Annotated in this window: 26 protein-coding genes and 1 rRNA gene; 1 reads left to right on the top strand and 26 read right to left on the bottom strand. The window is 34.7% G+C overall.

Going from position 1 to position 23,419, the window contains the following annotated elements; genetic code table 11:
- Window positions 1–75: ribosomal RNA gene (locus tag ACFVR2_RS24010) — 16S ribosomal RNA — on the bottom strand; the annotation flags it as partial.
- A gap of 331 nt (window positions 76–406) precedes the next feature.
- Window positions 407–601, bottom strand: coding sequence for a hypothetical protein (locus tag ACFVR2_RS24005; RefSeq protein ID WP_387367801.1), 195 nt, complete (start codon window positions 599–601; stop codon window positions 407–409).
- A gap of 162 nt (window positions 602–763) precedes the next feature.
- Between ACFVR2_RS24005 and pdaB the strand changes: the two genes are divergently transcribed.
- Window positions 764–1,531 carry a polysaccharide deacetylase family sporulation protein PdaB gene (gene pdaB, locus ACFVR2_RS24000; RefSeq protein WP_387367798.1) on the top strand — a complete coding sequence of 256 codons (768 nt, stop codon included), beginning with the start codon at window positions 764–766 and terminating at the stop codon, window positions 1,529–1,531.
- A 21-nt stretch (window positions 1,532–1,552) separates the two neighbouring features.
- On the opposite strand, the gene ACFVR2_RS23995 is transcribed toward pdaB, so the two are convergent.
- The 24 genes from ACFVR2_RS23995 to ACFVR2_RS23880 all read right to left on the bottom strand — a co-directional run bounded on the left by ACFVR2_RS23995 (window position 1,553) and on the right by ACFVR2_RS23880 (window position 23,407).
- Window positions 1,553–2,140 (bottom strand): KinB-signaling pathway activation protein, encoded by a 588-nt coding sequence (locus tag ACFVR2_RS23995; protein WP_387367795.1) that lies wholly within the window; start codon window positions 2,138–2,140, stop codon window positions 1,553–1,555.
- 187 nt (window positions 2,141–2,327) lie between these two features.
- Window positions 2,328–3,389 carry an Mrp/NBP35 family ATP-binding protein gene (locus ACFVR2_RS23990; protein WP_387367792.1) on the bottom strand — a complete coding sequence of 354 codons (1,062 nt, stop codon included), beginning with the start codon at window positions 3,387–3,389 and terminating at the stop codon, window positions 2,328–2,330.
- A gap of 261 nt (window positions 3,390–3,650) precedes the next feature.
- A complete protein-coding gene (cwlD, locus tag ACFVR2_RS23985) occupies window positions 3,651–4,361 on the bottom strand; it encodes an N-acetylmuramoyl-L-alanine amidase CwlD (RefSeq protein WP_387367789.1) in 711 nt (236 codons plus the stop codon).
- A 58-nt stretch (window positions 4,362–4,419) separates the two neighbouring features.
- On the bottom strand, window positions 4,420–4,851 hold the full coding sequence (locus ACFVR2_RS23980) for a DUF2521 family protein (RefSeq protein WP_387367786.1): 432 nt from the start codon (window positions 4,849–4,851) through the stop codon (window positions 4,420–4,422).
- Between the two features lie 231 nt (window positions 4,852–5,082).
- A complete protein-coding gene (locus ACFVR2_RS23975; RefSeq protein ID WP_387367783.1) occupies window positions 5,083–6,351 on the bottom strand; it encodes a saccharopine dehydrogenase family protein in 1,269 nt (422 codons plus the stop codon).
- A 153-nt stretch (window positions 6,352–6,504) separates the two neighbouring features.
- Window positions 6,505–7,830, bottom strand: coding sequence for a phage portal protein (locus ACFVR2_RS23970; protein ID WP_387367780.1), 1,326 nt, complete (start codon window positions 7,828–7,830; stop codon window positions 6,505–6,507).
- A 222-nt stretch (window positions 7,831–8,052) separates the two neighbouring features.
- A complete protein-coding gene (locus ACFVR2_RS23965; protein ID WP_387367777.1) occupies window positions 8,053–8,988 on the bottom strand; it encodes a response regulator in 936 nt (311 codons plus the stop codon).
- Entirely contained in the window at window positions 8,985–10,238 is a 1,254-nt protein-coding gene (locus ACFVR2_RS23960) for an ATP-binding protein (RefSeq protein ID WP_387367807.1), read from the bottom strand. Before ACFVR2_RS23960 ends, ACFVR2_RS23965 begins: the two co-directional genes overlap by 4 nt.
- Window positions 10,239–10,412: 174 nt before the next feature.
- Window positions 10,413–12,107 (bottom strand): NAD-dependent malic enzyme, encoded by a 1,695-nt coding sequence (locus ACFVR2_RS23955; RefSeq protein ID WP_387367774.1) that lies wholly within the window; start codon window positions 12,105–12,107, stop codon window positions 10,413–10,415.
- A gap of 228 nt (window positions 12,108–12,335) precedes the next feature.
- Window positions 12,336–13,772 (bottom strand): aspartate ammonia-lyase, encoded by a 1,437-nt coding sequence (gene aspA, locus ACFVR2_RS23950; RefSeq protein ID WP_335407332.1) that lies wholly within the window; start codon window positions 13,770–13,772, stop codon window positions 12,336–12,338.
- Window positions 13,773–13,790: 18 nt separating this feature from the next.
- Window positions 13,791–15,062 (bottom strand): cation:dicarboxylate symporter family transporter, encoded by a 1,272-nt coding sequence (locus ACFVR2_RS23945; protein ID WP_387367770.1) that lies wholly within the window; start codon window positions 15,060–15,062, stop codon window positions 13,791–13,793.
- Window positions 15,063–15,442: 380 nt separating this feature from the next.
- On the bottom strand, window positions 15,443–15,835 hold the full coding sequence (gene rpsI / locus ACFVR2_RS23940; protein WP_056467505.1) for a 30S ribosomal protein S9: 393 nt from the start codon (window positions 15,833–15,835) through the stop codon (window positions 15,443–15,445).
- A 21-nt stretch (window positions 15,836–15,856) separates the two neighbouring features.
- The gene (gene rplM, locus ACFVR2_RS23935; RefSeq protein WP_387367767.1) at window positions 15,857–16,294 is read right to left on the bottom strand and encodes a 50S ribosomal protein L13; all 438 of its coding nucleotides are present in this window, start codon (window positions 16,292–16,294) and stop codon (window positions 15,857–15,859) included.
- Between the two features lie 157 nt (window positions 16,295–16,451).
- Window positions 16,452–17,195 (bottom strand): tRNA pseudouridine(38-40) synthase TruA, encoded by a 744-nt coding sequence (gene truA / locus ACFVR2_RS23930; RefSeq protein ID WP_387367764.1) that lies wholly within the window; start codon window positions 17,193–17,195, stop codon window positions 16,452–16,454.
- Window positions 17,196–17,207: 12 nt separating this feature from the next.
- Window positions 17,208–18,002: a cobalt ECF transporter T component CbiQ gene (gene cbiQ / locus ACFVR2_RS23925; protein ID WP_387367761.1), complete on the bottom strand. Its 795-nt coding sequence runs from the start codon at window positions 18,000–18,002 to the stop codon at window positions 17,208–17,210.
- Window positions 17,999–18,865, bottom strand: coding sequence for an energy-coupling factor ABC transporter ATP-binding protein (locus tag ACFVR2_RS23920; protein ID WP_387367758.1), 867 nt, complete (start codon window positions 18,863–18,865; stop codon window positions 17,999–18,001). The genes cbiQ and ACFVR2_RS23920 overlap by 4 nt, the downstream gene beginning before the upstream one ends.
- A complete protein-coding gene (locus ACFVR2_RS23915) occupies window positions 18,841–19,683 on the bottom strand; it encodes an energy-coupling factor ABC transporter ATP-binding protein (RefSeq protein ID WP_387367755.1) in 843 nt (280 codons plus the stop codon). Before ACFVR2_RS23915 ends, ACFVR2_RS23920 begins: the two co-directional genes overlap by 25 nt.
- Before the next feature lie 112 nt (window positions 19,684–19,795).
- Entirely contained in the window at window positions 19,796–20,158 is a 363-nt protein-coding gene (gene rplQ / locus ACFVR2_RS23910) for a 50S ribosomal protein L17 (RefSeq protein ID WP_335407340.1), read from the bottom strand.
- A gap of 84 nt (window positions 20,159–20,242) precedes the next feature.
- On the bottom strand, window positions 20,243–21,187 hold the full coding sequence (locus ACFVR2_RS23905) for a DNA-directed RNA polymerase subunit alpha (protein WP_056467484.1): 945 nt from the start codon (window positions 21,185–21,187) through the stop codon (window positions 20,243–20,245).
- Window positions 21,188–21,353: 166 nt separating this feature from the next.
- The gene (gene rpsK, locus ACFVR2_RS23900) at window positions 21,354–21,743 is read right to left on the bottom strand and encodes a 30S ribosomal protein S11 (RefSeq protein ID WP_387367751.1); all 390 of its coding nucleotides are present in this window, start codon (window positions 21,741–21,743) and stop codon (window positions 21,354–21,356) included.
- 29 nt (window positions 21,744–21,772) lie between these two features.
- Window positions 21,773–22,138, bottom strand: a complete 366-nt coding sequence (gene rpsM / locus ACFVR2_RS23895) for a 30S ribosomal protein S13 (RefSeq protein WP_069033617.1) — start codon at window positions 22,136–22,138, stop codon at window positions 21,773–21,775.
- Window positions 22,139–22,159: 21 nt separating this feature from the next.
- Window positions 22,160–22,273, bottom strand: a complete 114-nt coding sequence (gene rpmJ, locus ACFVR2_RS23890) for a 50S ribosomal protein L36 (protein ID WP_000868344.1) — start codon at window positions 22,271–22,273, stop codon at window positions 22,160–22,162.
- 38 nt (window positions 22,274–22,311) lie between these two features.
- On the bottom strand, window positions 22,312–22,530 hold the full coding sequence (gene infA, locus ACFVR2_RS23885) for a translation initiation factor IF-1 (RefSeq protein WP_056467475.1): 219 nt from the start codon (window positions 22,528–22,530) through the stop codon (window positions 22,312–22,314).
- Window positions 22,531–22,756: 226 nt separating this feature from the next.
- On the bottom strand, window positions 22,757–23,407 hold the full coding sequence (locus tag ACFVR2_RS23880; RefSeq protein WP_387367747.1) for an adenylate kinase: 651 nt from the start codon (window positions 23,405–23,407) through the stop codon (window positions 22,757–22,759).
- Window positions 23,408–23,419 lie beyond the last annotated feature (12 nt).

Below are 23,419 nucleotides of genomic sequence, written 5' to 3'. Positions count from 1 at the left end.
ATTAGTCCGCTCGACTTGCATGTATTAGGCACGCCGCCAGCGTTCGTCCTGAGCCAGGATCAAACTCTCCATAAAAGTTAAGTTTAAATCTTGTAATGCTCAAAAAACTAATAATTGACGTTTACTTCATGTTTTGTTTAGTTTTCAAAGTTCACTTCATCGCTCGTAAGCGACTTTTTAATATTACCATTTCGTAATATAGCCTGTCAACATTTTTTAAAAATTATTTTTAAATTTGTTGAATCAGTTTTTGTTGTCGTTGAAGACAAGAAATAATATAACACGTAATTAAATATAACGTCAACACAAAATTAGATTTTTTTTAAAATCTTTTTCATGGACTAAGTGAACAAGCCTCATATGATTGCGAAAGTAAGGAGTAATGCTGCTTTCACTCTCTACTCCATTATTTAAGTGAATCCTTACATAGCGGTAATCTATCATACACTTCATATAAGATTTTCTTCTTTTGGACCATTTCATTTTTAACTCTTTCATTTAAGTTATGCGATAATAACTCTTTATCTAATTCATATAGCGAACGTATTATGAGCGATTCGATCTCTAATACATGCTCCTTATTTAGAAGCACTCCAAACATAAACACCACTCCATGGTACTTTCATCTTTATACGATTTTAAGAAAATCCCAATTTTATTGTTCAAATACTTTAAACATTTAATCATTTCGTTTTATAGCATACAAGCTTACTAAATCTCATATCCTTTATATAAGAACTTGGACAAGAAAGAAGGCGATTTTATGCTTTTTTACTTTTACATCACTTCAAAAAGAAAATTAAAGCAATTTTCTTTAATTACTATTATTGCATTTTTCACAGCTTGCTTAGTTTATATACAAGCACCTAAAACATTTTCAACTTTTTCAACGAACAAGGGGCCAATGGCAATTTACAAAGGCGATGCCTCCCAAAAAAATGTAGCTCTTACTTTTGATATAAGCTGGGGCGATGAAAATGTACTTAAAGTTTTGGACGTATTACGAAATCAAAAAATTACGAATGCAACTTTTTTCTTATCCGCATCATGGGCAGAGCGACATCCAGAGATCGTTGAAACAATCGTTAAGCAAGGTCACGAGATTGGGACACTAGGGTATCGTTATAAAAGCTACACCCAACTAACTCCAGTTGAAATGCAAAGAGATTTAAATAATTCAGCAGAAGTATTTAATCGTCTAGGCGTAAAGGACGTTAAGTTATTTAGACCACCAAATGGTGAATATAATAAAGAAATTATAAAGCTTGCTGCAAGGAACAATCTTTCTGTGATTCATTGGAGTATTAATACTGAAGACTGGAGAAATCCTGGAACAAATAAAATTGTAAAAAGCGTAGAAAAAAATACTGACCCAGGAGACATCATTTTGCTTCATGCAAGTGATTCGGCACTTCAAACACCAAAAGCACTGCCATTAATTTGGTCCTATTTAAAAGACGAAGGATATAAAAACATAACTGTTTCTCAAATGATATCTAATACTAAAACAAATATTAAAATTGTAAAATAAAAAAGCTAAGAGATATTTCTCTTAGCTTTTTAGTATTTTGTGTAAAGTTAATAACTGATAAGCATTACAAACAAATAACGGTACTAACATTAGAATTAACCATGAAAGATCATTCTGTCTTAATGCAGGAACCCATTCAACGATTGTAACGACAATCATAAAAAATAATGCTGGAATAAACGCCCCTTTGTTTGTTTCTTTCATTTTTATAAAAGAAACAATCAAACTACCTACTAAAAGCACTATTGGGAATATTAAATATACGGTAAAAGCCTCTCCATGTGCATACTCTTTAAATCGAAAATAAGCTAAATCAAATAAAGCGAACACGATTAATACAATTTGAACCGTATTCCATAATGACTTAAATAAGCCTAATCCGAATCTATGTATTGTCAAATATGCAAAGAATCCCATCTGACTTACTGCACTGAATACTAATCCCAATATAAATAAAAATGATACCTCTACTAATAGTTTAATAAATCTGCCATCTTGCACGTAACTTAAATACTCTTTATACCCATAAAGAATACCCGTTATGATTGTTGCGATTCCGCCAACTAGTAATGTTGTTAAAAATAATCGAACCAATTTCCGACTCGTCATTCGTTTCTTAATCCCCCGTTTTCACAAAGCTTCTGCTTTTCTTCAAAATTATCGATTCATATAAAACTTTATTAACTATTTAATCAATATAAATACCCTAATAATTTTAATTCATGTCTAAATATTAGCAATGGTCATATCCATTACTAACAAAAAACAAGCATACAAATTAAAAGGGTATTGTTTATTATTTATTTAATACGATTTTTTCGACTACTTGCTTAGCAATCGACGTATAGATTTTACCAGTTGGGTGATCTTTATCGTATATTGAAGGAGCAAAATCCTCTTCATCCCAATCAGGCTGCTGTAAAGGTAATTGTCCTAATAGAGTTGTTTGAAGCTCTTTTGCAAGCCTTTCTCCTCCACCTTTACCAAAAACATACTCTTTTTCGCCAGTTTTTTCACTTTCAAAATAACTCATATTTTCTACAACACCAATTATTTCATGATTTGTTTTTAATGCCATTACTCCCGCTCTAGCTGCAACAATCGAAGCTGTAGGATGTGGTGTCGTAACAATTATTTCCTTACAAGATGGTAACATGCTATGAACGTCTAACGCTACATCTCCTGTACCAGGTGGTAAATCTAGTAATAAATAATCTAAATCTCCCCATTCAACTTCTGTGAAAAACTGTTGTAGCATTTTACCAAGCATTGGACCTCTCCAAATAATTGGTGAATTATCTTCTACAAAGAATCCCATTGAAATGACCTTTACTCCAAAACGATCAACTGGAATGATGCGTTCACCCCTGATCACAGGTCTAGTCGTAATTCCCATCATATCCGGTACACTAAAGCCATAAATATCAGCATCAATTATACCTACTTTTTTACCTAATCTTGCTAAAGCAACTGCTAAGTTCACAGAAACAGTTGATTTTCCTACTCCACCTTTTCCACTTGCGATTGCTAAAAATTGTACTTTTTTATTATCTAAAAGTGAAAGTGATGAGTTTTCTTGGTTGTCTTCATTAAACTGACTTTTTTCTTCTTCTGTGAATTCAGTAAATCGAATTCCAACTGTATCAGCACCATTTTGCTTTAATAACTGAACAATTTGTGTTTGAATTTGCATTTGTTCAGCTGTGCCCGTTTTCAACAATGCAATTTTAACGCTTACATGTTTCTTCTCTTCTTTTATCGATATTTCTTTAACAGCATCTAATTCTACTAATGATTTATTTATAAATGGCTCATTAATTGTACCTAAAAGTGATAATACTTGTTCATTGGTAAGCATATTTACACCTCGTTATCTTAATATACTAAATAGTATAACACATGTAACATCGTTAGTCCTAAGTAACATTAATAAGTTAGTAAAAATGAAAACCACCGAATAATTCGGCGGTCCTTATCGTAGACGAAGTCCAAAAATATGATTTTCAAGCTAATTGAAAACGTTTGGTCTGTGCGGAGCGGAGTTACCCTAAACGGTAAGCACCGTAAGCAGACGAAGTAAAGAAGAAAACGAGCGTTTACCAATAGTTTGAAACACCGATTAATTCGGCGGTTCATTTTTATCTGTATAGTATCTAATAACCCCTCTATATATAGCTGCAGCAAGTTTATCTTGATATTTTTCATCTCTTAACTGCTGACTTTCTTCATAATTTGATAAAAAGCCAACTTCAACAAGCGCACCTGGTACTTTGGCATATTTCATCAAATAAACATGATTAATAATTTTCGCTAATCGATGAGTATTATTTAGACTTTCTCTTAATTCAGCTTGGACGTATTTTGCAAATCGCTCATTTTCAATTAATGAACCATAAAAGAATGTTTGTGCACCTTTTGAAGATGTTCTTGGTAAAGAGTTTAAATGAATTGATATGTATAAGTCTGCGTTCGATCCATTAATAATTTCTACCCTTTTCCTTAAATCAACGCTTTTTCTTCTACTATATCCTTTCATACCATCCTCTGCTAGATCGTAATCTCCATCTCTTGTCATAATAACCGTTGCGCCTTGACCTTGTAAATAATCCCTTAGTTTATTTGTTATTGATAAAGCAACAACTTTTTCAATAACATCTCCACCTGAGGCACCTCCATCTGGTCCACCATGTCCAGCATCCAAAACAATCACTTTTCCATCTAGAGGTAGTCCTCTAAAATTCCAGGTCTTTGAAGTTTTTTGTAATAAAGGTATACTCAAAATCAAAAAAACAAAGGTTACAATGATAACGATTAAATGCCATCTTTTCATTTTTTCTCCCCCTGATTGTCCTATAAAAAATATATGGGACAACTAGGAAGAATATGCCTTACTTTGATAATCGAAGTTTGTGTCTTCTTTCTCCTTTTACATATCCATCTAACCACCAATTATTTAAAAAAGATTTACATCGATCAAACGGTTCTGTTTGTATATCATCCTTACGACCAAATACAGAAGAATAAAATAAATAAGCTAACCATTCAGATTCTTTAGCTGATCTTCTTTTAACATTCTCGATTGGTTCACCATAAAAACCAAATCGGCTATATCTCGCACCCAATAAGTATGTTTCTACCGCTAACTCTAAACAGTAATCTTCTCTTGCTTTTCTTTGGTTAATGTCTGCGTCTATACAGTAGGAAAATGAATCCTTTAATTGGGCTTTTAATTGCATTATTTTTAGTTCTCTTAATAAGCTCTTTTCAAATGTAATTTGCTTTGCTCTTCTTTTTTCTCGGAAATTTGTTATAAGATTCATGATGAAACCTCCCCGTAGCCATAGTCTAAGACGAAAAGGGGTGCTTCATTCAAAAACTACATACTTAATTTCTTCCATAAAAAAATAATAATTTTCATAAAAAATACAGATTTTAAAAATTGTATTAATTTTGAATTGAAAATGCATTTTTTAAGACTTATAAAGGTCTACTCTTTCTTAAAAAATAAAAAAGAGAGGTCTCAAAAACACTTCCTCCCCTCTTTCATATTTTTAATTATTGAATGATTTCATTCTTTGTAAAAGTAATCCGTCACTTTTTTCATTTTCTCCATATACAAACTGAGGCATATGATATTTTAAATATTGTCCATATTTACTATTCGTGTTTAATACTAATTCATCTACAAAGTAGGCACCACTTTCTACTGTATCCAAAAATAAACTTGCAACTCCTGCATAAACACCACAAGCGACCTGAAGATAGGTTGCATTTGTACCGTAATTAGCGAATGAATCCTTATTGTTCATAACATTATAGATATAGCGCTCTTTATCTTCGTACACAAGTAAAACTCCAACTACGTCCTCTCCTACCAATGGAGCTGTTGAAGGATCTAGAAGCTTTTTATCAAAACCCAATATTTCGTCAGTGTATTTTAAATTATTTCTAATTAGACTTGTTGTATGCTCATTAACACGATACACAAAACCACTTTCTAAGTTGAACAATTTGCCAATAATAAATACTTCTTCATGTGGCATAAGACAACCATAAAAGACTTTTTCCCCCAACGTTACTTTAAATTCAACAGAATAAACATCATCATACAAGAAGATTGGAATATTTTGTTTAACAAACATTGGAAAGCTTGTGACTGCCTCTTCCAGGAAGCAATCTGGGGACCAAGTGGTGTAAATTGTTTCTTTTTGAGCTATTGAAGGGTTTTCATAAAAAGAATTATCATGTTCAACAATATAACATGCAAGAGGTTTTTCGGAAGGGAATTGGTTCATTAAATCGATTGCCATCCATTGCACAATACCAGGATTCATCCCTGAACCAATAATTGCTGTAGTATTTTTAAACTTTCGTTTATTTTCCTCGAAGATACGTAAACGTTCTTTAAGCGGGAAACCGGAACTAATACTTTCATCTCCATCTACTATTTCACTTTCTAAAGCTGTGTTGACATATTTCACACCAAACTCATTACAACAGCGCAACATTTCAACAGAATCTGCTCTAGAAACATCAACTACAATAACTGTATTACTCTCTATGAGATGTTTTTTCATTAAATCAATATTATTAACATTCATTTCATGAAACGTAACGTTTGCTGTTAAGTTAGGAATAATCCTTTCAAAATAAGTTAAATCTTTCTGTTTCAAATCAATTAAATGAAACCTGGCATTTTTCATTATCTGATGAATTGGATCATTATGATCCTTTGCCGCTTTATTGAATATAGAAAGTACTGCCTTTGCCACTCCGCCAGAACTACCTAATAGGGTAATAATCGTATCTTTTTCAAACATATAAACAACTCCATAAATTGGTTTAATATTCGCTATTACTTTACTATATGAACCAATGGAAAAAGTGTTCGGACAAGTATCCTGTCTATGTGATTTATACGATCTACTGGAAAAAAAAAGCCTAACTATAAATAGTTAAAAGCTTTAATTTTATTAACTAGTTTTATCATCGGTTTCTGTTTTTTCTAAAAGCTTCTTTTGTTGTTCCATACAAAATTCTCTAAACTCTTTGCATTCTTCCATACATTCTTGTCTACATCTTTCAATTTCTTCTTCGCGTCTCTTTTCTCTTTCAACTCGTAATTCAAATTCTCTATCTCTTTCTTTTTGATCGATTGGTGCTGTATCAGTTTTTAGAAGTGGTACATCTCCTCTTTGAATTGGTCCGATTCCAAATAGGGAACGCCATTCATTAGGCGTTAAGGAAGCTCGTTCTACCAAAATTGAAAATGCTAATTTAGTTGCAATCGATGCAAATTCTAAGTTAGATGCTTCAAAAACGATCCGATTACCATTTTTTCGTTCCGCTGGAGTGAAGAATTTACGTGTAAATTCATTGTTTAGCTGGATGACTAAAGGATTAATAACAGCTTCATTATACGAATTCCACTGATCCTCATTAAATGTACTTTGAACTATATTTTCGTTCGTATTAAAGAAACTATGAATTCGTCTGATTGCATCACTTGTTCTTTGTGCCTCTGGAGCATAATTACTTGCGGGTACTTGTTGTAATGTGTACGTTGGCTCTGAAAAACCTGCTTTTACACCATCGCCTGTAAACTTCATATAATTATTTACAAATTCATTCGTATTCTTAATCATATCTTCTTCATCTAGTAATTCCTTAAAGTTCAATAACCAATTCATAAAGCGATTGTTACTTACATTTTGGACGATACTATCATCAACCGAATCAATCACTTCTAATAACGGAAGTAAAGGATCATATGGCGGAGTACCAAATAGATCATTACTATTAAAATCTTGTCTTAAATGAATGATATCGCTATAAGGTAAAATTAGTACATTTTTAGTTTTGAATGTGAACTTTAAAAAAATCAAACCCTGATTATTTTCGAGCACTTCAACTTTTGTACATGGAATAGGAAAAATAGCGATTGGATAACCAAAATCATTTCGCTTTATAAATGCAAACGCGTTACTATTTAAGTCAAGCTGAGTTACCATTTTCTCTAGAAGTAATTGCCTAGACATAAATGGATTTGGTTCTTGAAGTACATTAAAAACCCACGGATCGGGGTTAATCTTGCATTCTCTATTATTTTCTCTAACATGCGTTACTTTTAGTTTTCCAATTGCATTGGCTTTAGGTCGAATACATGCCCTGATCACATCATTCTTAAATAGTGTATCGCCTAATGTTAATTGGCCATCCCCTTCATCATTTAATAACTCAAAAGAACTAGTACTTGATTGAAAATTCATTTTGCCCATTATCCAGTCGATCAATCCCAATGTACATCACCCCTAACGTAGATGGCCAAAGGTATAATTTATTAAGGTATATTATTTTATTCTTTTAAAACTCTTCTATGCTACAATTCGCAAATGAATTATTAGAATTTTTTAATTTTTATCATTTTAGAATATGGATATACTATTTAGCTTATTCCAGAAAGCAATCATATACGAAAAGACCCTCACCAAAAGCGCTTGAGGGCCAACTAAAATTTATTTTTAATATCTTTCAACTAAAAGTTGTTTCGATTCAAAGTATAAAACTTGTATAAATTTCTTAGCATTAATACGAGTATGTGTTGATGGAGTCAAGGATACTTGCTTCAATTCACTCATTCTTTGACGAACTGTTTCAAAATCAAAAAATTTTGAAGCATAATTTTCAAATTTGGGGTTCGCAAAATCTGTCAGTCCTATCGATGCCATATGATTTAATGATTGGTAAATTGCTCTACGTACTCGTTGTTCTGAAGATTTCCTTTCACGCTCAACGTCTTCTTGAGAATTTACAATCCCTAGCTTTTTTAAACTGATGTGAATGTATATATCCTTTAATGTAGGAAATCCTGCTTCTAAACCAAAATTTGTTTCATATTCATATAGGTAATTGAGCATATCAAGTAAGTCCTTGCTCCCGTTTTCACCTGCTATGCCAAGTTCCGATAATAGAACCTGTCCCCAATCCGTAATTTTCTTTTTATCAGAAGACATTGGTTTATGTTGATTTATTGAATTTACATCAAAAACATTACTTAATGACTTTTGAATATCAAGAATCGATCGCTCTAATCGAATTCGCTCCAAGACCTTTCTAACGACCGATATCACTTCAATTTTGTTCAATGGCTTAGTAATGTAATATTCAATACCGAGAGAATACGCTTCTCCAATTAATTCTTTAGACTCCACTTGGGAAATCATAATAATTTTCCCTTTGAATGAAGGTCCCATTCTGCGAATTGTTTCTATACCGTCCTGGAGAGGCATTAATAAATCGATAAATAAAATATCAACATGATTTATTTCAAGCGTATTTGCATCTAAAAAAAAGCCGTCTTGCGCCTCACCAACAACTTCACCTAACTCTTCATCTTCTATGATTTGTGATAACATCGATCGGAAGACTTCATCGTCATCTGTGATATAAAAATTCATAAATTCACCCTTTCTAAGACGAGAGCTCCAATTGGTAGTCGGATCGTAAAAATACATTCACTCTCTTTTTGAGAGAGAATAACTTCTCCTCCCAATTCTTCTGCCATTTCTTTGATATAGGATAAACCGATTCCTGTAGATGGTGTTCCATCATCACTATATTTAGACGTAAACCCGGGTTTAAAAATAAGCTTCATATTTTTTGAAGGAACTCCAGGACCATTATCAATAACCTTACATTCAATCCAATCTTGAACTTTTTCTATTGATAAGAGAATTCTCCCTTTATGCTCTATAGCTTCAACTGCGTTCGCAACTAAGTTATTAATAAATGATAGCATTAGGTAAATATGATAGTGCGGATGTTCTCCTTTTATATGAGAAACAAACTCAATTTTCTTTCCTAGCATGCCTGCATATTTTTGATTAATTCGTATAATCATTGTAACTAAATCATTTACACTCATATATTCAGGCAAACTTTCACTTGTAATAAGTTTAGAAAGTCCAGCGAAAATTCTTTGGTTATCCTTTTTTATTTCATGTACCTCTCCTGCGATTCTTAAAGATTTGCTCCCCCATTTTTCAATTGGAACTCCTAGATCCTGTTTATACTTACTCATGTCTCGATATAAATTGTAGGATTCTTTTGTTATTGTTTCGGCATTTTGTAACGTCTTTTTCAAATAAACAGACTCTACATACAAATTAGATAAGTGCATAAGCATATTTTCATTCTCTTTACGAGTTTGTGATTCCTTCAGTTTTAGCTCGTAAAGCTTCATCATATTGATAAATGCTAATACAAAAAAGCTTCTAAACACCGCAATAATAATAATTTTGTTTAACTCTTCTACAGTAAGTGAGGATCCCATTCCATATAGTTGCAGTATTAATTCGATTAAACTAGAAGTGATCTCAATAGTAATACCGAAAATACCTATTAGCAAAGGGGGCTGAAACCGATTTACCTTTAATAAATAAAATAAAACGGAATATGAAAAATAATATAAAAAAGTAGGAAATCTGACCGAAAAAGATGAAGCAAAATTAAAATCTGTCAATACTAACCAATCTAGTCCAACACGGAATATAAAAACAGATATGCCTATTAAAAGCCCTATTACAACAGAATGATAATTCCTAAAATACAATAAAGAAAAGAAAAAAATTGGGGTTCCAAAACTAACGCGAAATATATTATCAAATGGATGAAAGTTCAGTTCACCCGCTATTGGAACAATAACCATAAGTGCAATAACAATCCAGAAATCTTTACCTTGCAGTCCTTTAGATTTCAAATCCGCCACTTCCTGATTTTTGCTACTAGTATATCGCCTTGTTGTTATTAACACAATGATCCTCCATACTACTAAATTTCATAAGAAAATACAGCTTGATGATACAAGCTGTATTTTTTGTTTTTATATAGTGACCAATTCTTTAGTAGCTTTAATAGGTCGATATGCAGGCTCCCACATTGCGTTTCGTACAGCTTGCTCAATATCGTCGTGTACAACTCGAGCTACCCCATCAGCAACTGCTGCTTTTGCTACTTCAATCGCAACTACTTCTGAAATAGTACGTAGATTCTCGATTTGAGGTAGTAATGGTGCACCTAATTTACTTACATCAATCATTTCCGCTACAGCTTCTGCAGCCGCTGCAAACATTCCATCAGTAATAATACTAGCGCGTGAAACATTTGTTCCAAGTCCTAAGCCTGGGAAAATAAGAGCATTATTTGATTGACCAATTACATAAACCGTTTTGTTATATGTTACTGGAGCAAAAGGACTTCCTGTTGCTACCAATGCTCTTCCTTCAGTCCACTTGATTAAATCAGAAGGTTTTGCTTCTGCAAGTGGTGTAGGATTTGACATCGGTAAAATTACAGGTCTTTCAACATGTGCTGCCATATCTTTTACAATCTCTTCTGTGAAAGCACCGGCAACAGTTGAAGTCCCAATTAAGATCGTAGGATGAACTTGGCTTACAACTTCTGCTAGGCTCGCACCTGAATTATTTTCCTCAATTGGGCGAGCATACGGTTGTTGGAAGTCGAACAACCCTTCCATATCCTCTGCAAGCAATCCGTTTCGGTCTATACACCAAAATCTGCGGTTTGCTAATTCGTATGAAAGACCTTCACGTACCATTGCATCACGTACTTGATCTGCGATTCCAATACCAGCCGCTCCTGATCCGAATACAACTACACGATGTTCACTTAATGGAATACCAGATGCATTCACTGCTGCTAGCACAGCGGCAAGTGATACTGCTCCTGTACCTTGAATATCATCATTGAAAGTACAAACATGGTGACGATACTTATCTAATATGTTTCGTGCATTTTTAGAGCTAAAATCCTCCCAATGAAGTAAAGCATTTGGGAATTTTTCTACTGCAGTTCTAACAAATTTATCAATGAACGAATCATATCGACTATCGCGAACGCGAGGATGACGATTTCCAACATAAAATGGATTATTTAGTAACTCTTCACGATCAGTACCAACATCTAAAACGACTGGCAATACTCGTGCTGGATCAATACCTGCGGCAGCTGTATATACCGCTAATTTGCCGATTGCGATATTAATACCTCCAACTCCCCAGTCACCAATTCCTAATATTCCTTCACCGTCAGTAATAACGATTAAATCAATTTCATCTGCATTTGCGCCATAATTATCAAATGCTTGTTCAATACCATCTTCTTCATTAATCGATAAATACAAACCACGAGGTCTTCTATATTCATTACTATAACGTTGAATTGCTAAACCAACTGTTGGTGTATAAACAACCGGAAGCATTTCAGGTAAGTGATCAGTTAGGACACGATAAAATAATGTTTCATTACGATCATGTAAAGCTGATAATGCAACATTTTTATGCAAATCAGTAGGTTGTGACGAGAATTGCGCGTAAGCTCGTTTAGCTTGCTCCTCCAGCGTAAGTACAGCTGGCGGTAATAATCCTGTTAAACCTAATTCTTTTCGTTCCTCTTGAGTAAATGCAACTCCTTTATTAAGCATTGGCACACCTAATAATTCGGCACCTCGCAAGGTAGTCTCCACTTCTCCATTCGAACCTACCTTGAATTTATGCATATAATCCCATCCCTTTTCTATCTTTTTATTTTTATCTTTTTTAGTTAAGCAAAAAAGGGCTTTTCGCCCTTCACTTTGTAATAATTAATTGTCAAACTGATTGATTGCGACTGATCTTTCAATGCGCTAGGCCAGAAGCGGCGCTTTAGTTACATACATGGCGGTATAAGCACCGCAAATAGGCAAAGCAACATAGAAAGTGAGCGTTTATCAGTTGTCTGACTGATTTTATTGACGTTCTAAAAGAACTGCACCAGCAATACCAGGGTGAGTCATTTCAAATGGATCTAAAATTAAATCAAGTTCTTCTTCTGATAATACATCATATTTTAAGCAAAGTTCACGAATTGGCTTTCCTGTTAGAATTGCTTCTCTCGCTATTCTCGCAGCAACTTCATAACCGATATGTGGATTAACCGCTGTGATTAGACCAACGCTCTTTTCTACATATTCTTTCATTCTGTCTTCATTTGCTTCAATTCCTTTTAAACAATTATCAGTAAATGCACGGAATCCATTATTCATAATGTTAATTGATTGAAGTAAATTAAATACAAGAACTGGCTCCATAACGTTTAATTCTAATTGTCCCGCTTCAGACGCTAAACAAATTGTATGATCATTACCGATTACTTGGAATGCAATTTGGTTAATTACTTCAGCCATTACAGGATTTACTTTTCCTGGCATAATAGATGAACCCGGTTGACGCGCTGGTAATGAAATTTCCCCAAGACCTGCACGAGGACCAGAAGCCATTAAACGTAAATCGTTTGCTATTTTAGACATATTCATCATACAAACTTTAAGAGCACCAGATACCTCTGTGTAAGCATCAGTATTTTGAGTAGCATCAACCAAATGCTCAGCTCCAACTAGCGATAAGCCACTAATTTCAGCAAGTTGCTTAACAACTAGTTCAATGTAGCGAGGATCTGCATTTAAACCTGTTCCAACTGCTGTAGCTCCCATATTTACCTCATATAAGTGCTGACGAGATTGTTCGATACGTTTTATATCACGTCCAAGTACTCGAGAATATGCTTCGAATTCTTGTCCTAAACGAATTGGTACTGCATCCTGTAAGTGAGTACGGCCCATTTTAATTACATGGTCAAATTCTTTTGCCTTTAAGTCAAATACATCACGCATATAATTCATTGTATTTAATAATTTATCTAACATATTTAAAGTCGCGATATGAATTGCAGTTGGGAATGCATCATTTGTAGACTGCGACATATTTACATGGGTATTTGGACTAATGCAGAAATAGTCACCTTTTTCTTTACCTAGTATTTCAAGCGCACGATTTGCAATAACCTCATTTGCATTCATATTCATTGATGTCCCTGCGCCACCTTGAATAGGATCAACAATGAACTGATCATGCCATTTGCCCTCAATAATTTCTTGAGCTGCCTCTGCAATCGCTTTACCATTTCCCTCATAAAGGCGTTTTGTTTCTACGTTAGCAAGTGCTGCTGCCTTCTTTACAATTGCTAAAGCTTTAATAAGCTCTTCGTGAATTTTATAACCAGTAATAGGAAAGTTCTCAACTGCGCGTAATGTTTGGACACCATAGTAGGCATCTGCTGGAATTTCTTTTTCCCCTAAAAAATCTTTTTCAATGCGTATGTTTGGTTTAATTTCAGTAGCCGCCATTTGTTTTTTCTCCCATCCTTACGCAACTTTTGATTCCTTAATAGAATCAATATATTGTTGCGCCTTCTCTTTATCGTATTCGCCTTCCCATTTCGCCATCGTAATGGCTGCTAACGAGTTTCCTAATACATTTACTGCAGAACGAACCATATCTAAAATACGATCAATACCTGCAATTAATGCGATTCCTTCTAAAGGTAATCCCATTGAACCTAGTGTAGCCAGTACAACTACGAACGATGCACCAGGGACACCGGCCATACCTTTTGATGTAAGCATTAGTACAAATAACAATGTTACTTGCTCCATAAATGACATGTGAATATTGTACATCTGAGCAACAAATAATGCAGCAAGAGCTTGGTAGATCGCTGAGCCCGTTAAGTTAAACGAGTACCCCGTCGGTATAACAAAAGATACAATTGCTTTTGGACAACCCATTTGCTCCATTTTTTTCATAATGTTTGGAAGTACTGCTTCCGAACTTGCTGTTGTAAATGAAAGAATCAACTCTTCCTTTAAAATCTTCATAAGTGTAAAAATATTCGTCCCTGTCATTTTAGCATTAATACCTAAAATAACAATAGCAAAAAATGCCACAGTTATATAAACAGCTAAAACAAGTTTACCAAGTGGTAATAAAGTACTTACACCAAACTTTGCAACTGTTACAGCAATTAACGCGAATACCCCGAATGGAGCAGTTTTCATAACTTGATTTGTAACCCAAAACATCGCTTCTAATACGCCTTCAAAAAATCCAAGAACAGGCTTTCCTTTTTCTCCTATCGCTGCTACTCCTAAACCAAATAGAACAGAGAAGAAAATAATCGGCAATAGATCACCTTGTGCCATTGATTCAAACACATTTTTCGGGAAAATGTGAACGATTGTCTCTGCAAAACCACTTTGTTGTGTTGCCGTTGCCGTTTGTTCATATGCTGAAATATCACCTTTTTGCAGATGACTCATATCTACGCCCTTACCTGGGTGGAATAAATTCGCTGCAAGCAATCCAATTCCAAGCGCAATCGTCGTAATGATTTCAAAATAAAGAAGTGTTTTTCCTCCAAGTTTTCCCAACTTCTTTATATCCCCTACACCTGCTACAGCTACTACAAGAGCTGAAATTACAATTGGCATAACGATCATTTTAATTAAATGAATAAAGATATCACCAATCGGTTGAATATAAGTTATTGCCTTTTCATTTCCGTATACTAAAGCTCCTACAACAATACCTAATATAAGAGCAACAAAGATTTGCGTAGCTAATCCAAATTTCTTCATATAAATCCCCCTTGTTAACGCTTTCAAACATATAAATGAAATACTTAACTAATTTTATATGCAAACCTACAAAACAATACAAAAACCTACAAACACTTTTAAAATAATTATAAAAAGTTTCAAAAAAGCTAAATGATCAGCATTTTGAACAAAGAGGAGACCAAAGGAATGAAATGCATTTAAAATATGAAGAAAAAAGCCGCTTCATTTGGAAATTACTACAGAGTCCATAAACAAAGGAAAGATAATGGTAAAGGAAGAACAGTTAAGGGGAAGGTTTGAAAATAGTGGATATAAAATTACATATGATCAAATAAACCTGCAAAATAAAAAACTCCTGTCCACAAGGTGGAAAGGAGTTTTGAACGTATAAATAAAAATTAACGTTTTGAGAACTGAGGAGCTCTACGTGCACCTTTAAGACCGTATTTTTTACGCTCTTTCATACGTGCATCACGAGTTAATAATCCAGCGCGTTTTAAAGTTCCGCGGTATTCAGGATCAACTTGTAATAATGCTCTAGAGATACCGTGACGAATTGCACCAGCTTGACCAGTGTATCCACCACCGTTAACGTTTACTAAAATATCATAGCTACCTAATGTTTCAGTTGCAACAAGTGGTTGTTTAACAACTTCTCTTAATGCAGCGAATGGGATGTAATCTTCAAAATCACGACCGTTAATGATAACGCGTCCTTCGCCAGGAACTAAACGTACACGAGCTACTGAGCTTTTACGACGTCCTGTGCCATAGTATTGTACTTGTGCCATGTGAATGCCCTCCTTTTATAATTATCCGCGAAGTTCGTAAACTTCTGGTTTTTGTGCTTGGTGTGGATGCTCGTTACCAGCATACACGTGTAACTTTTTACTTTGAGCACGTCCAAGACGTCCTTTTGGAAGCATACCTTTAACAGCTAACTCAAGCATTTTAACTGGATAGTTAGTACGCATTTCTAAAGCTGTACGCTCTTTTAAACCACCAGCATACATAGTATGACGGTAGTAAATTTTATTGTTTAATTTGTTTCCTGTTAATTCAACTTTCTCAGCATTGATGATGATTACGTTATCACCTGTATCAACGTGTGGTGTGAAAGTTGGTTTGTGCTTACCGCGAAGTAAAGTAGCTACTTCAGTTGCAAGACGACCTAAAGTTTTTCCTTCAGCGTCTACAACGAACCACTTACGTTCAACTTCGCTAGCTTTTGCCATATAAGTTGTGCGCATTCTATTTTCCTCCTAATACAATATACATAAAGTAAAATTGTTTTTATTGTTTATCTTTAACACGACTGGTTCCGGGGCTAATCGTGGTTCTTAAAACAATACCGTATTTAATATTAAACTTTATACCTTCTAATGTCAAGCAAATGTTACACCAGGATTAGTTGTTATAATCAACTTTCCATAAAAACAGACCATTAGCCGGTGAAGTCTTGCCAGCCTTGGCTCGTTCATGTGCTAATAATGCGTTTTTAACACTTTTTACATCGCGTTTTCCTTGCCCCACTTCAATTAATGTTCCAACAATTATTCTAACCATATTATAAAGAAAACCATTTCCTTCAAGAGCGATGACAATCCCTTGATCTGTTTTACTAATACTTCCTTTATAAATCGTTCGTACTTTGTCCTTTATATCCGTATTTGATGCACAAAAGGAACTAAAATCATGTGTACCTAGTAAACAATCTAATGCTTCTTGCATTTTAACAATATTTAGGTCAAAAGGGAAAAAATAATGATGGTTTCTAGAAAAAACATTTTCGTCTTTTTCATTCCAAATAAAATAACGGTATTCTTTTCGAACGACGTCAAATCTTGAATGAAAATTATCATCAACGATCTCTACAAATTTAACATTAATATCTTTAGGCAATTGTGCATTTAATGCCCTCTTCCATTGCTCTGGCTGAAGCGCATAGTCACTATCAAAATGAATTACTTGTCCTATTGCGTGTACCCCTGTATCTGTTCTACCAGATGCGTGGATTCTTATTGGGTTACCTTTGTGCATTTTTGTCAGAACCGTCTCAATATCCGTTTGGACTGTTCTCTTATTAGGTTGAACTTGGTAGCCATTAAATAGTGTGCCATCATATGAAATTATACATTTAATTCGATTCATAACTTATCTCCATTACTTACGTAAAAACAATAATAGTAAAAATAATATCAGTAATACAACAAAGCATGCTGTATCCCGTAAATGCCACTTCATAACACGAAACTTTGATCTTCCATCTCCACCTTGGTAACCTCTAGCTTCCATCGCAACTGCTAAGTCTTCGGCCCGTTTAAATGAATGAATAAATAATGGCACAAGTAAAGAGACCAATGCCTTTAACCTATCTTTTATAGGTCCTGAAGAGAAATCCACTCCTCGGGACGATTGTGCCTTCATAATCTTCTCAGTCTCTTCCATAAGCGTTGGAATAAATCGTAGGGAAATTGACATCATTAAAGCCATTTCATGCACAGGTAGACCAAGCCTTTTAAATGGGTTAAATAATGACTCAAGACCATCGGTAATTTCGATCGGATTTGTTGTTAATGTCAGTAAAGTAGTAATTGAAACTAAAAGAAAAAATCTTAATGATATATAAATACCTTGAATAATTCCTTCTTTATGAATATCGACCCATCCAAAATGATAAATTAGTGGTCCCTCTTTATTTGTAAAAACATGCAATAAAAACGTAAACACTGCGATCAGCCAGATAGCTCTTAATCCTTTTAAATAATAATTAAAAGGTACTTTTGATAGCAATACTGCTACAATTGAAAATAAAAATAAAATACCGTATGTTATAAAGTTATTTGCAAAGAAAACGATACAAATAAAAATGAACATTGTAAGAAGTTTTGCTCTAGCATCTAGACGATGAATTAGTGAATCGATTGGAATATATTTTCCGATAATTAGACTATTCATTTTGTTTCCCCATTATAAAGATTCGCTATATAATTAGCGAGTTGTTCGATTGTTAGACTTGTAGCTTTTTCATTAATGCCTAATTTTTGATTTAGTTCTTGATGGAATTTTAAAGAAAGTGGAATTTGTAATCCAATTTCCTCTAGTTCCTTTTCATAAGAGAACACCTCTAAAGGGCTTCCTTTTAAATACGTAGTCCCTTTTTGAAGTACATGGATCGTATCAGCATATCTCGCTGCATCTTCCATGCTATGCGTCACCAAAATGATCGTCAGGCCTTTTTCTTTATGCAATTGGTAAAACATATCCATTAACGTCTTTTGACCACTAGGATCAAGTCCAGCAGTTGGTTCATCCAATACTAAAACTTCTGGTTCCATTGCTAAAACACCTGCAATAGCAACCCTTCTCATTTGACCACCACTTAATTCAAATGGTGACTTCAATAAATATTCTTCACTTAAGCCTACTTTTTCAATTAAATCTTTAGCTCTTTTTTTTGCTTCATCTTCAGATACACCAAAATTCATTGGACCAAAGCAAATATCTTTCTCTACAGTCTCTTCAAATAATTGCTGCTCAGGAAACTGAAAAACTAATCCTACTTTTTTTCTTAATGATTTTAAATTCTTGTTTTTCTTATCTGATAAAAGGGTAATATCGTCTATTTTAGCGATGCCCTCTGTTGGTTGTAAGAGGCCATTTAAATGTTGCAGAAAAGTAGATTTACCTGAGCCTGTGTGACCAATTACAGCATAATATGACCCATCAGGTATCGTAACATCAATATTATAAAGAGCACGATGCTCGAAAGGTGTTTTCGGCTGATAAGTATAGCCTACTTTTTCAAAAGTAATTTGCATAATTCGCTCACCAAGCTTTCTTGCTCTAGATGGTCTTGTCTCAACGGTAAACCTTTTTCGATTAATAAACTAGAAAGGTTATTTGTAAAAGGAGATGCTAATCCAAGCGACTCTAAAGAAAACTCTGTTTTTAAGAGCTCTTCTGGAGTTACGCTTTGAATTAAATGACCATCATGCATAATTAAAATACGGTCTGCATGTATTGCTTCTTCTATATCATGAGTAATTGAAATAACAGTCATATTAATATCTTTATGTAAATCACGAATTGTTTCGATTACTTCTTTTCTACCGAAGGGATCTAACATCGATGTAGCTTCATCTAATATTAATATACTTGGTTGAATTGCTAATGCTCCTGCTATTGCTACTCTTTGTTTTTGGCCACCAGAAAGAGAGTGTGGCTCATGGAGTACAAATTCGTTCATATTGACGATATTTAAAACTTCCTCAATTCGACGATCCATTTCTTTTTTCTCAATCCCATGGTTTTCTAATCCAAATGCAATATCATCTATTACTGTCGTACCTACAAACTGATTATCAGGATTTTGAAATACCATCGCTATTTTCTTTCGAACGTCCCAAATTGTTTCTTCTGATAAGCTAATTTCCTCATCAATCACGATTTGGCCTTCTTCAGGTAATATCAGTCCATTTAAAAGTTTAGCTAATGTTGACTTTCCTGATCCGTTTCGACCTACAATAGCGATCCATTCATTTTCTTTTATATTAAATGATACAGAATGAACTGCATTTGATTGTGCCTGTGGGTATTTAAAAGATATGTTATCTACTTTAATACTATCTTTTCTCATTTGTTCACCTATAATTTTTCATGTTTATAGATATATAATAGTCTAAAAGTAAACAGAAAAAAAGGGCAACGACATGTTTACAAGAAACGTCGAGCCCTTTTGTATTCGAATATTAAACTAATTCGATAACAACCATTGGTGCTGCGTCTCCACGACGAGGACCAATTTTTGCGATACGAGTGTATCCACCTTGACGCTCAGTGTAACGAGGAGCGATGTCAGCAAATAATTTTTGTAAAGCGTCTTGACCGTTTTCAGCGTTAGCAACTTCATTACGGATGTAAGCAGCAGCTAGACGACGAGCGTGTAAGTCTCCACGTTTACCTAAAGTAATCATTTTTTCAACAACTGAACGTAACTCCTTCGCACGAGTTTCAGTTGTTTGAATACGTTCGTTGATAATTAAATCAGTAGTTAAGTCACGTAACATAGCTTTACGTTGTGAGCTTGTACGTCCTAATTTTCTGTATCCCATTTCTAGTTCCCTCCTTTGTAAGTAGTATCAAAATTGGGTCATATAGACATGAAGAGAACGCCTCTCCCTTTATCGAAGCTACAATCAGTCTTCTTTACGTAGGCCTAGACCTAACTCTTCTAACTTATGTTTTACTTCTTCTAAAGACTTACGACCTAAGTTACGTACTTTCATCATGTCTTCTTCTGTCTTATTCGCAAGCTCTTGTACAGTATTAATACCAGCTCGCTTTAAGCAGTTATATGAACGAACAGAAAGATCAAGTTCTTCAATCGTCATTTCAAGGACTTTATCTTTTTGATCTTCTTCTTTTTCGACCATGATTTCTGCATTTTTAGCTTCGTCAGTTAAACCTACAAAAATGTTTAAGTGTTCAGTTAGAATTTTTGAACCTAGTGCGATAGCATCCTTTGGTCCAATACTTCCGTCAGTCCAAACATCAAGTGTTAACTTATCGAAATTTGAAACCTGTCCCACACGTGTATTTTCAACTTGGTATGTGACACGAGACACTGGAGTGTAAATCGAGTCGATAGGAATAACACCTATTGCTTGATCCTCTCTTTTGTTACCATCTGCAGGGATGTATCCACGTCCACGTCTAGCAGTTAGACGCATACGTAAATGAGCATCTTTAGCAAGAGTTGCAATATGAAGATCTGGATTTAGAACTTCAACATCGCTATCATGCGTAATATCGGCTGCAGTAATTGGCCCCTCACCGCGCACATCAATTTCTAATGTTTTTTCTTCGTCCGAATAAATTTTCAGAGCAAGCTTTTTAACATTAAGGATAATTGTTGTAACGTCTTCTACAACACCTTCAACTGTAGAGAACTCATGTAACACGCCATCAATTTGAATAGCAGTTACAGCGGCACCAGGAAGTGAGGATAAAAGGATACGACGTAAGGAGTTACCTAGCGTTGTACCATATCCACGCTCAAGTGGTTCAATAACGAATTTACCATATTTGGAATCGTCACTGATCTCAACCGTTTCGATTTTCGGCTTTTCGATTTCAATCATTTTTTAAACCCTCCTTCAAAACGTCGAAACAATCGGTTAGACCATGCTAACCGAAAGTCCCTATTAGGCAGTTCCTAATTGTGCACAACAAGAGATGTCTGTTAATATTTGCCAAACATATATCATAATCCATTATAGACATTTTTTGAAAATTTATACAGACAAATTATACACGACGACGTTTTGGTGGACGGCATCCGTTATGTGGAACTGGAGTAACGTCTCTGATAGCAGTTACTTCAAGACCAGCAGCTTGAAGAGCACGGATAGCAGCCTCACGACCAGCACCCGGACCTTTAACAGTTACGTCAAGAGTTTTTAAACCGTGTTCCATAGAAGTTTTAGCAGCAGTTTCAGCAGCCATTTGTGCAGCGAATGGAGTAGATTTACGAGATCCTTTGAAACCTAATGATCCAGCGCTTGACCATGAAATTGCGTTACCATGAACATCAGTGATTGTTACGATTGTGTTATTGAAAGTTGAACGAATATGAGCTGTACCAGCTTCAATATTCTTTTTCACACGACGTTTACGTACATTTGTTTTACGTGCCATGTTGAATACCCTCCTTTACTTAAAAAATATTATTTCTTCTTGTTCGCTACTGTACGGCGTGGGCCTTTACGAGTACGAGCATTGTTTTTAGTGTTTTGACCACGAACAGGTAAGTTACGACGGTGGCGAATACCACGATATGAACCAATTTCGATTAGACGTTTAATGTTTAAAGAAACTTCACGACGAAGATCCCCTTCAACTTTCAACTTATCGATTAATTCACGAATTTTACCTAATTCTTCTTCTGTTAAATCACGTACACGAGTGTCTTCTGAAATACCAGCTTCAGCTAAGATTTTTTCAGAAGTAGCACGACCGATTCCGTATACATAAGTTAAAGAAACAACCACGCGTTTGTCGCGAGGAATATCTACACCAGCAATACGAGCCATTCTAGTGCACCTCCTTCTTTATTAACCTTGTTTTTGTTTATGTTTTGGATTTTCACAAATTACCATTACTTTACCACGTCTGCGGATAACTTTACATTTTTCACAGATTGGTTTTACTGATGGTCTCACTTTCATGATTTCAACCTCCTTGTAGATTACGGAGTGCATATTTATTATTTAAAACGGTACGTAATACGGCCACGAGTTAAATCATATGGAGATAGTTCTACAGTAACCTTGTCACCTGGAAGAATACGAATGAAGTTCATACGAATTTTACCAGAAACGTGTGCAAGAACGACATGACCATTTTCCAATTCAACTTTGAACATCGCATTCGGAAGTGTTTCCGTAACAGTACCTTCAATTTCAATTACATCATCTTTCGCCATTAGGGCATTCTCCTTTCTTCAAATCAGTAGCTTGCTTGTAGGCAAACATACGCTTAGGAACATTAAGCCAAAGTGCTCTGATATGTTGGAGATTTTTTGGCCTACTAAAGACCTATTTATATCGATCGTTCCAAGCAAAGCTATGTTTAAGCTTTTATAACAGTATCAGTTTTGACGAAACAACAATACGTCATACACATGGAACGACGATCTTATCGTTCAATTATTAAACTAACTCTTTTAAAAGATTATCAATGTCATTGAAAACTTTGTTAATCTCTTGTTCACCTTCAATTGTTTTTACATAACCAAGATTATTGTAGAAATCAAGTAAAGGTTGAGTTTGTTTGATATTTACTTCAAGGCGATTTGCAACTGTTTCTTCATTATCATCCGCACGTTGATAAAGTTCTCCGCCACATTTTGGGCAAACACCCTCTTCAACAGGTGGATTGAAAATTAAATGATAAGTTGCTCCACACTCTTTGCAAATACGACGACCTGTTAAACGTTCAATTAAAAGTTGTTGGTCTACATGAATGTTTAACACGAAGTCAATTTTACGATTCATTACTTTCAAAGTATCTTCTAGTGCTTCAGCCTGCGCAACTGTTCTAGGAAAACCATCCAATAAGAAACCGTTTTGGCAATCATCTTTTGCTAATCGTTCACGTACAATACCAATTGTTACCTCATCGGGTACAAGATGACCTTGATCCATAAACGATTTTGCTTGAAGACCTAGTTCTGTGCCGTCTTTAATCGCTGCACGGAACATATCGCCAGTAGATATATGAGGAATGCCGTATTTTTCGACAATTTTCTCAGCTTGTGTGCCTTTGCCTGCACCAGGAAGCCCCATAAGAATTAAATTCATGGTTAATCCTCC

The sequence above is a fragment of the Gottfriedia sp. NPDC057991 genome (assembly GCF_042886615.1).
Classification (GTDB): domain Bacteria; phylum Bacillota; class Bacilli; order Bacillales; family Bacillaceae_G; genus Gottfriedia.
This window is presented reverse-complemented; position numbering and strand designations above follow the sequence as displayed.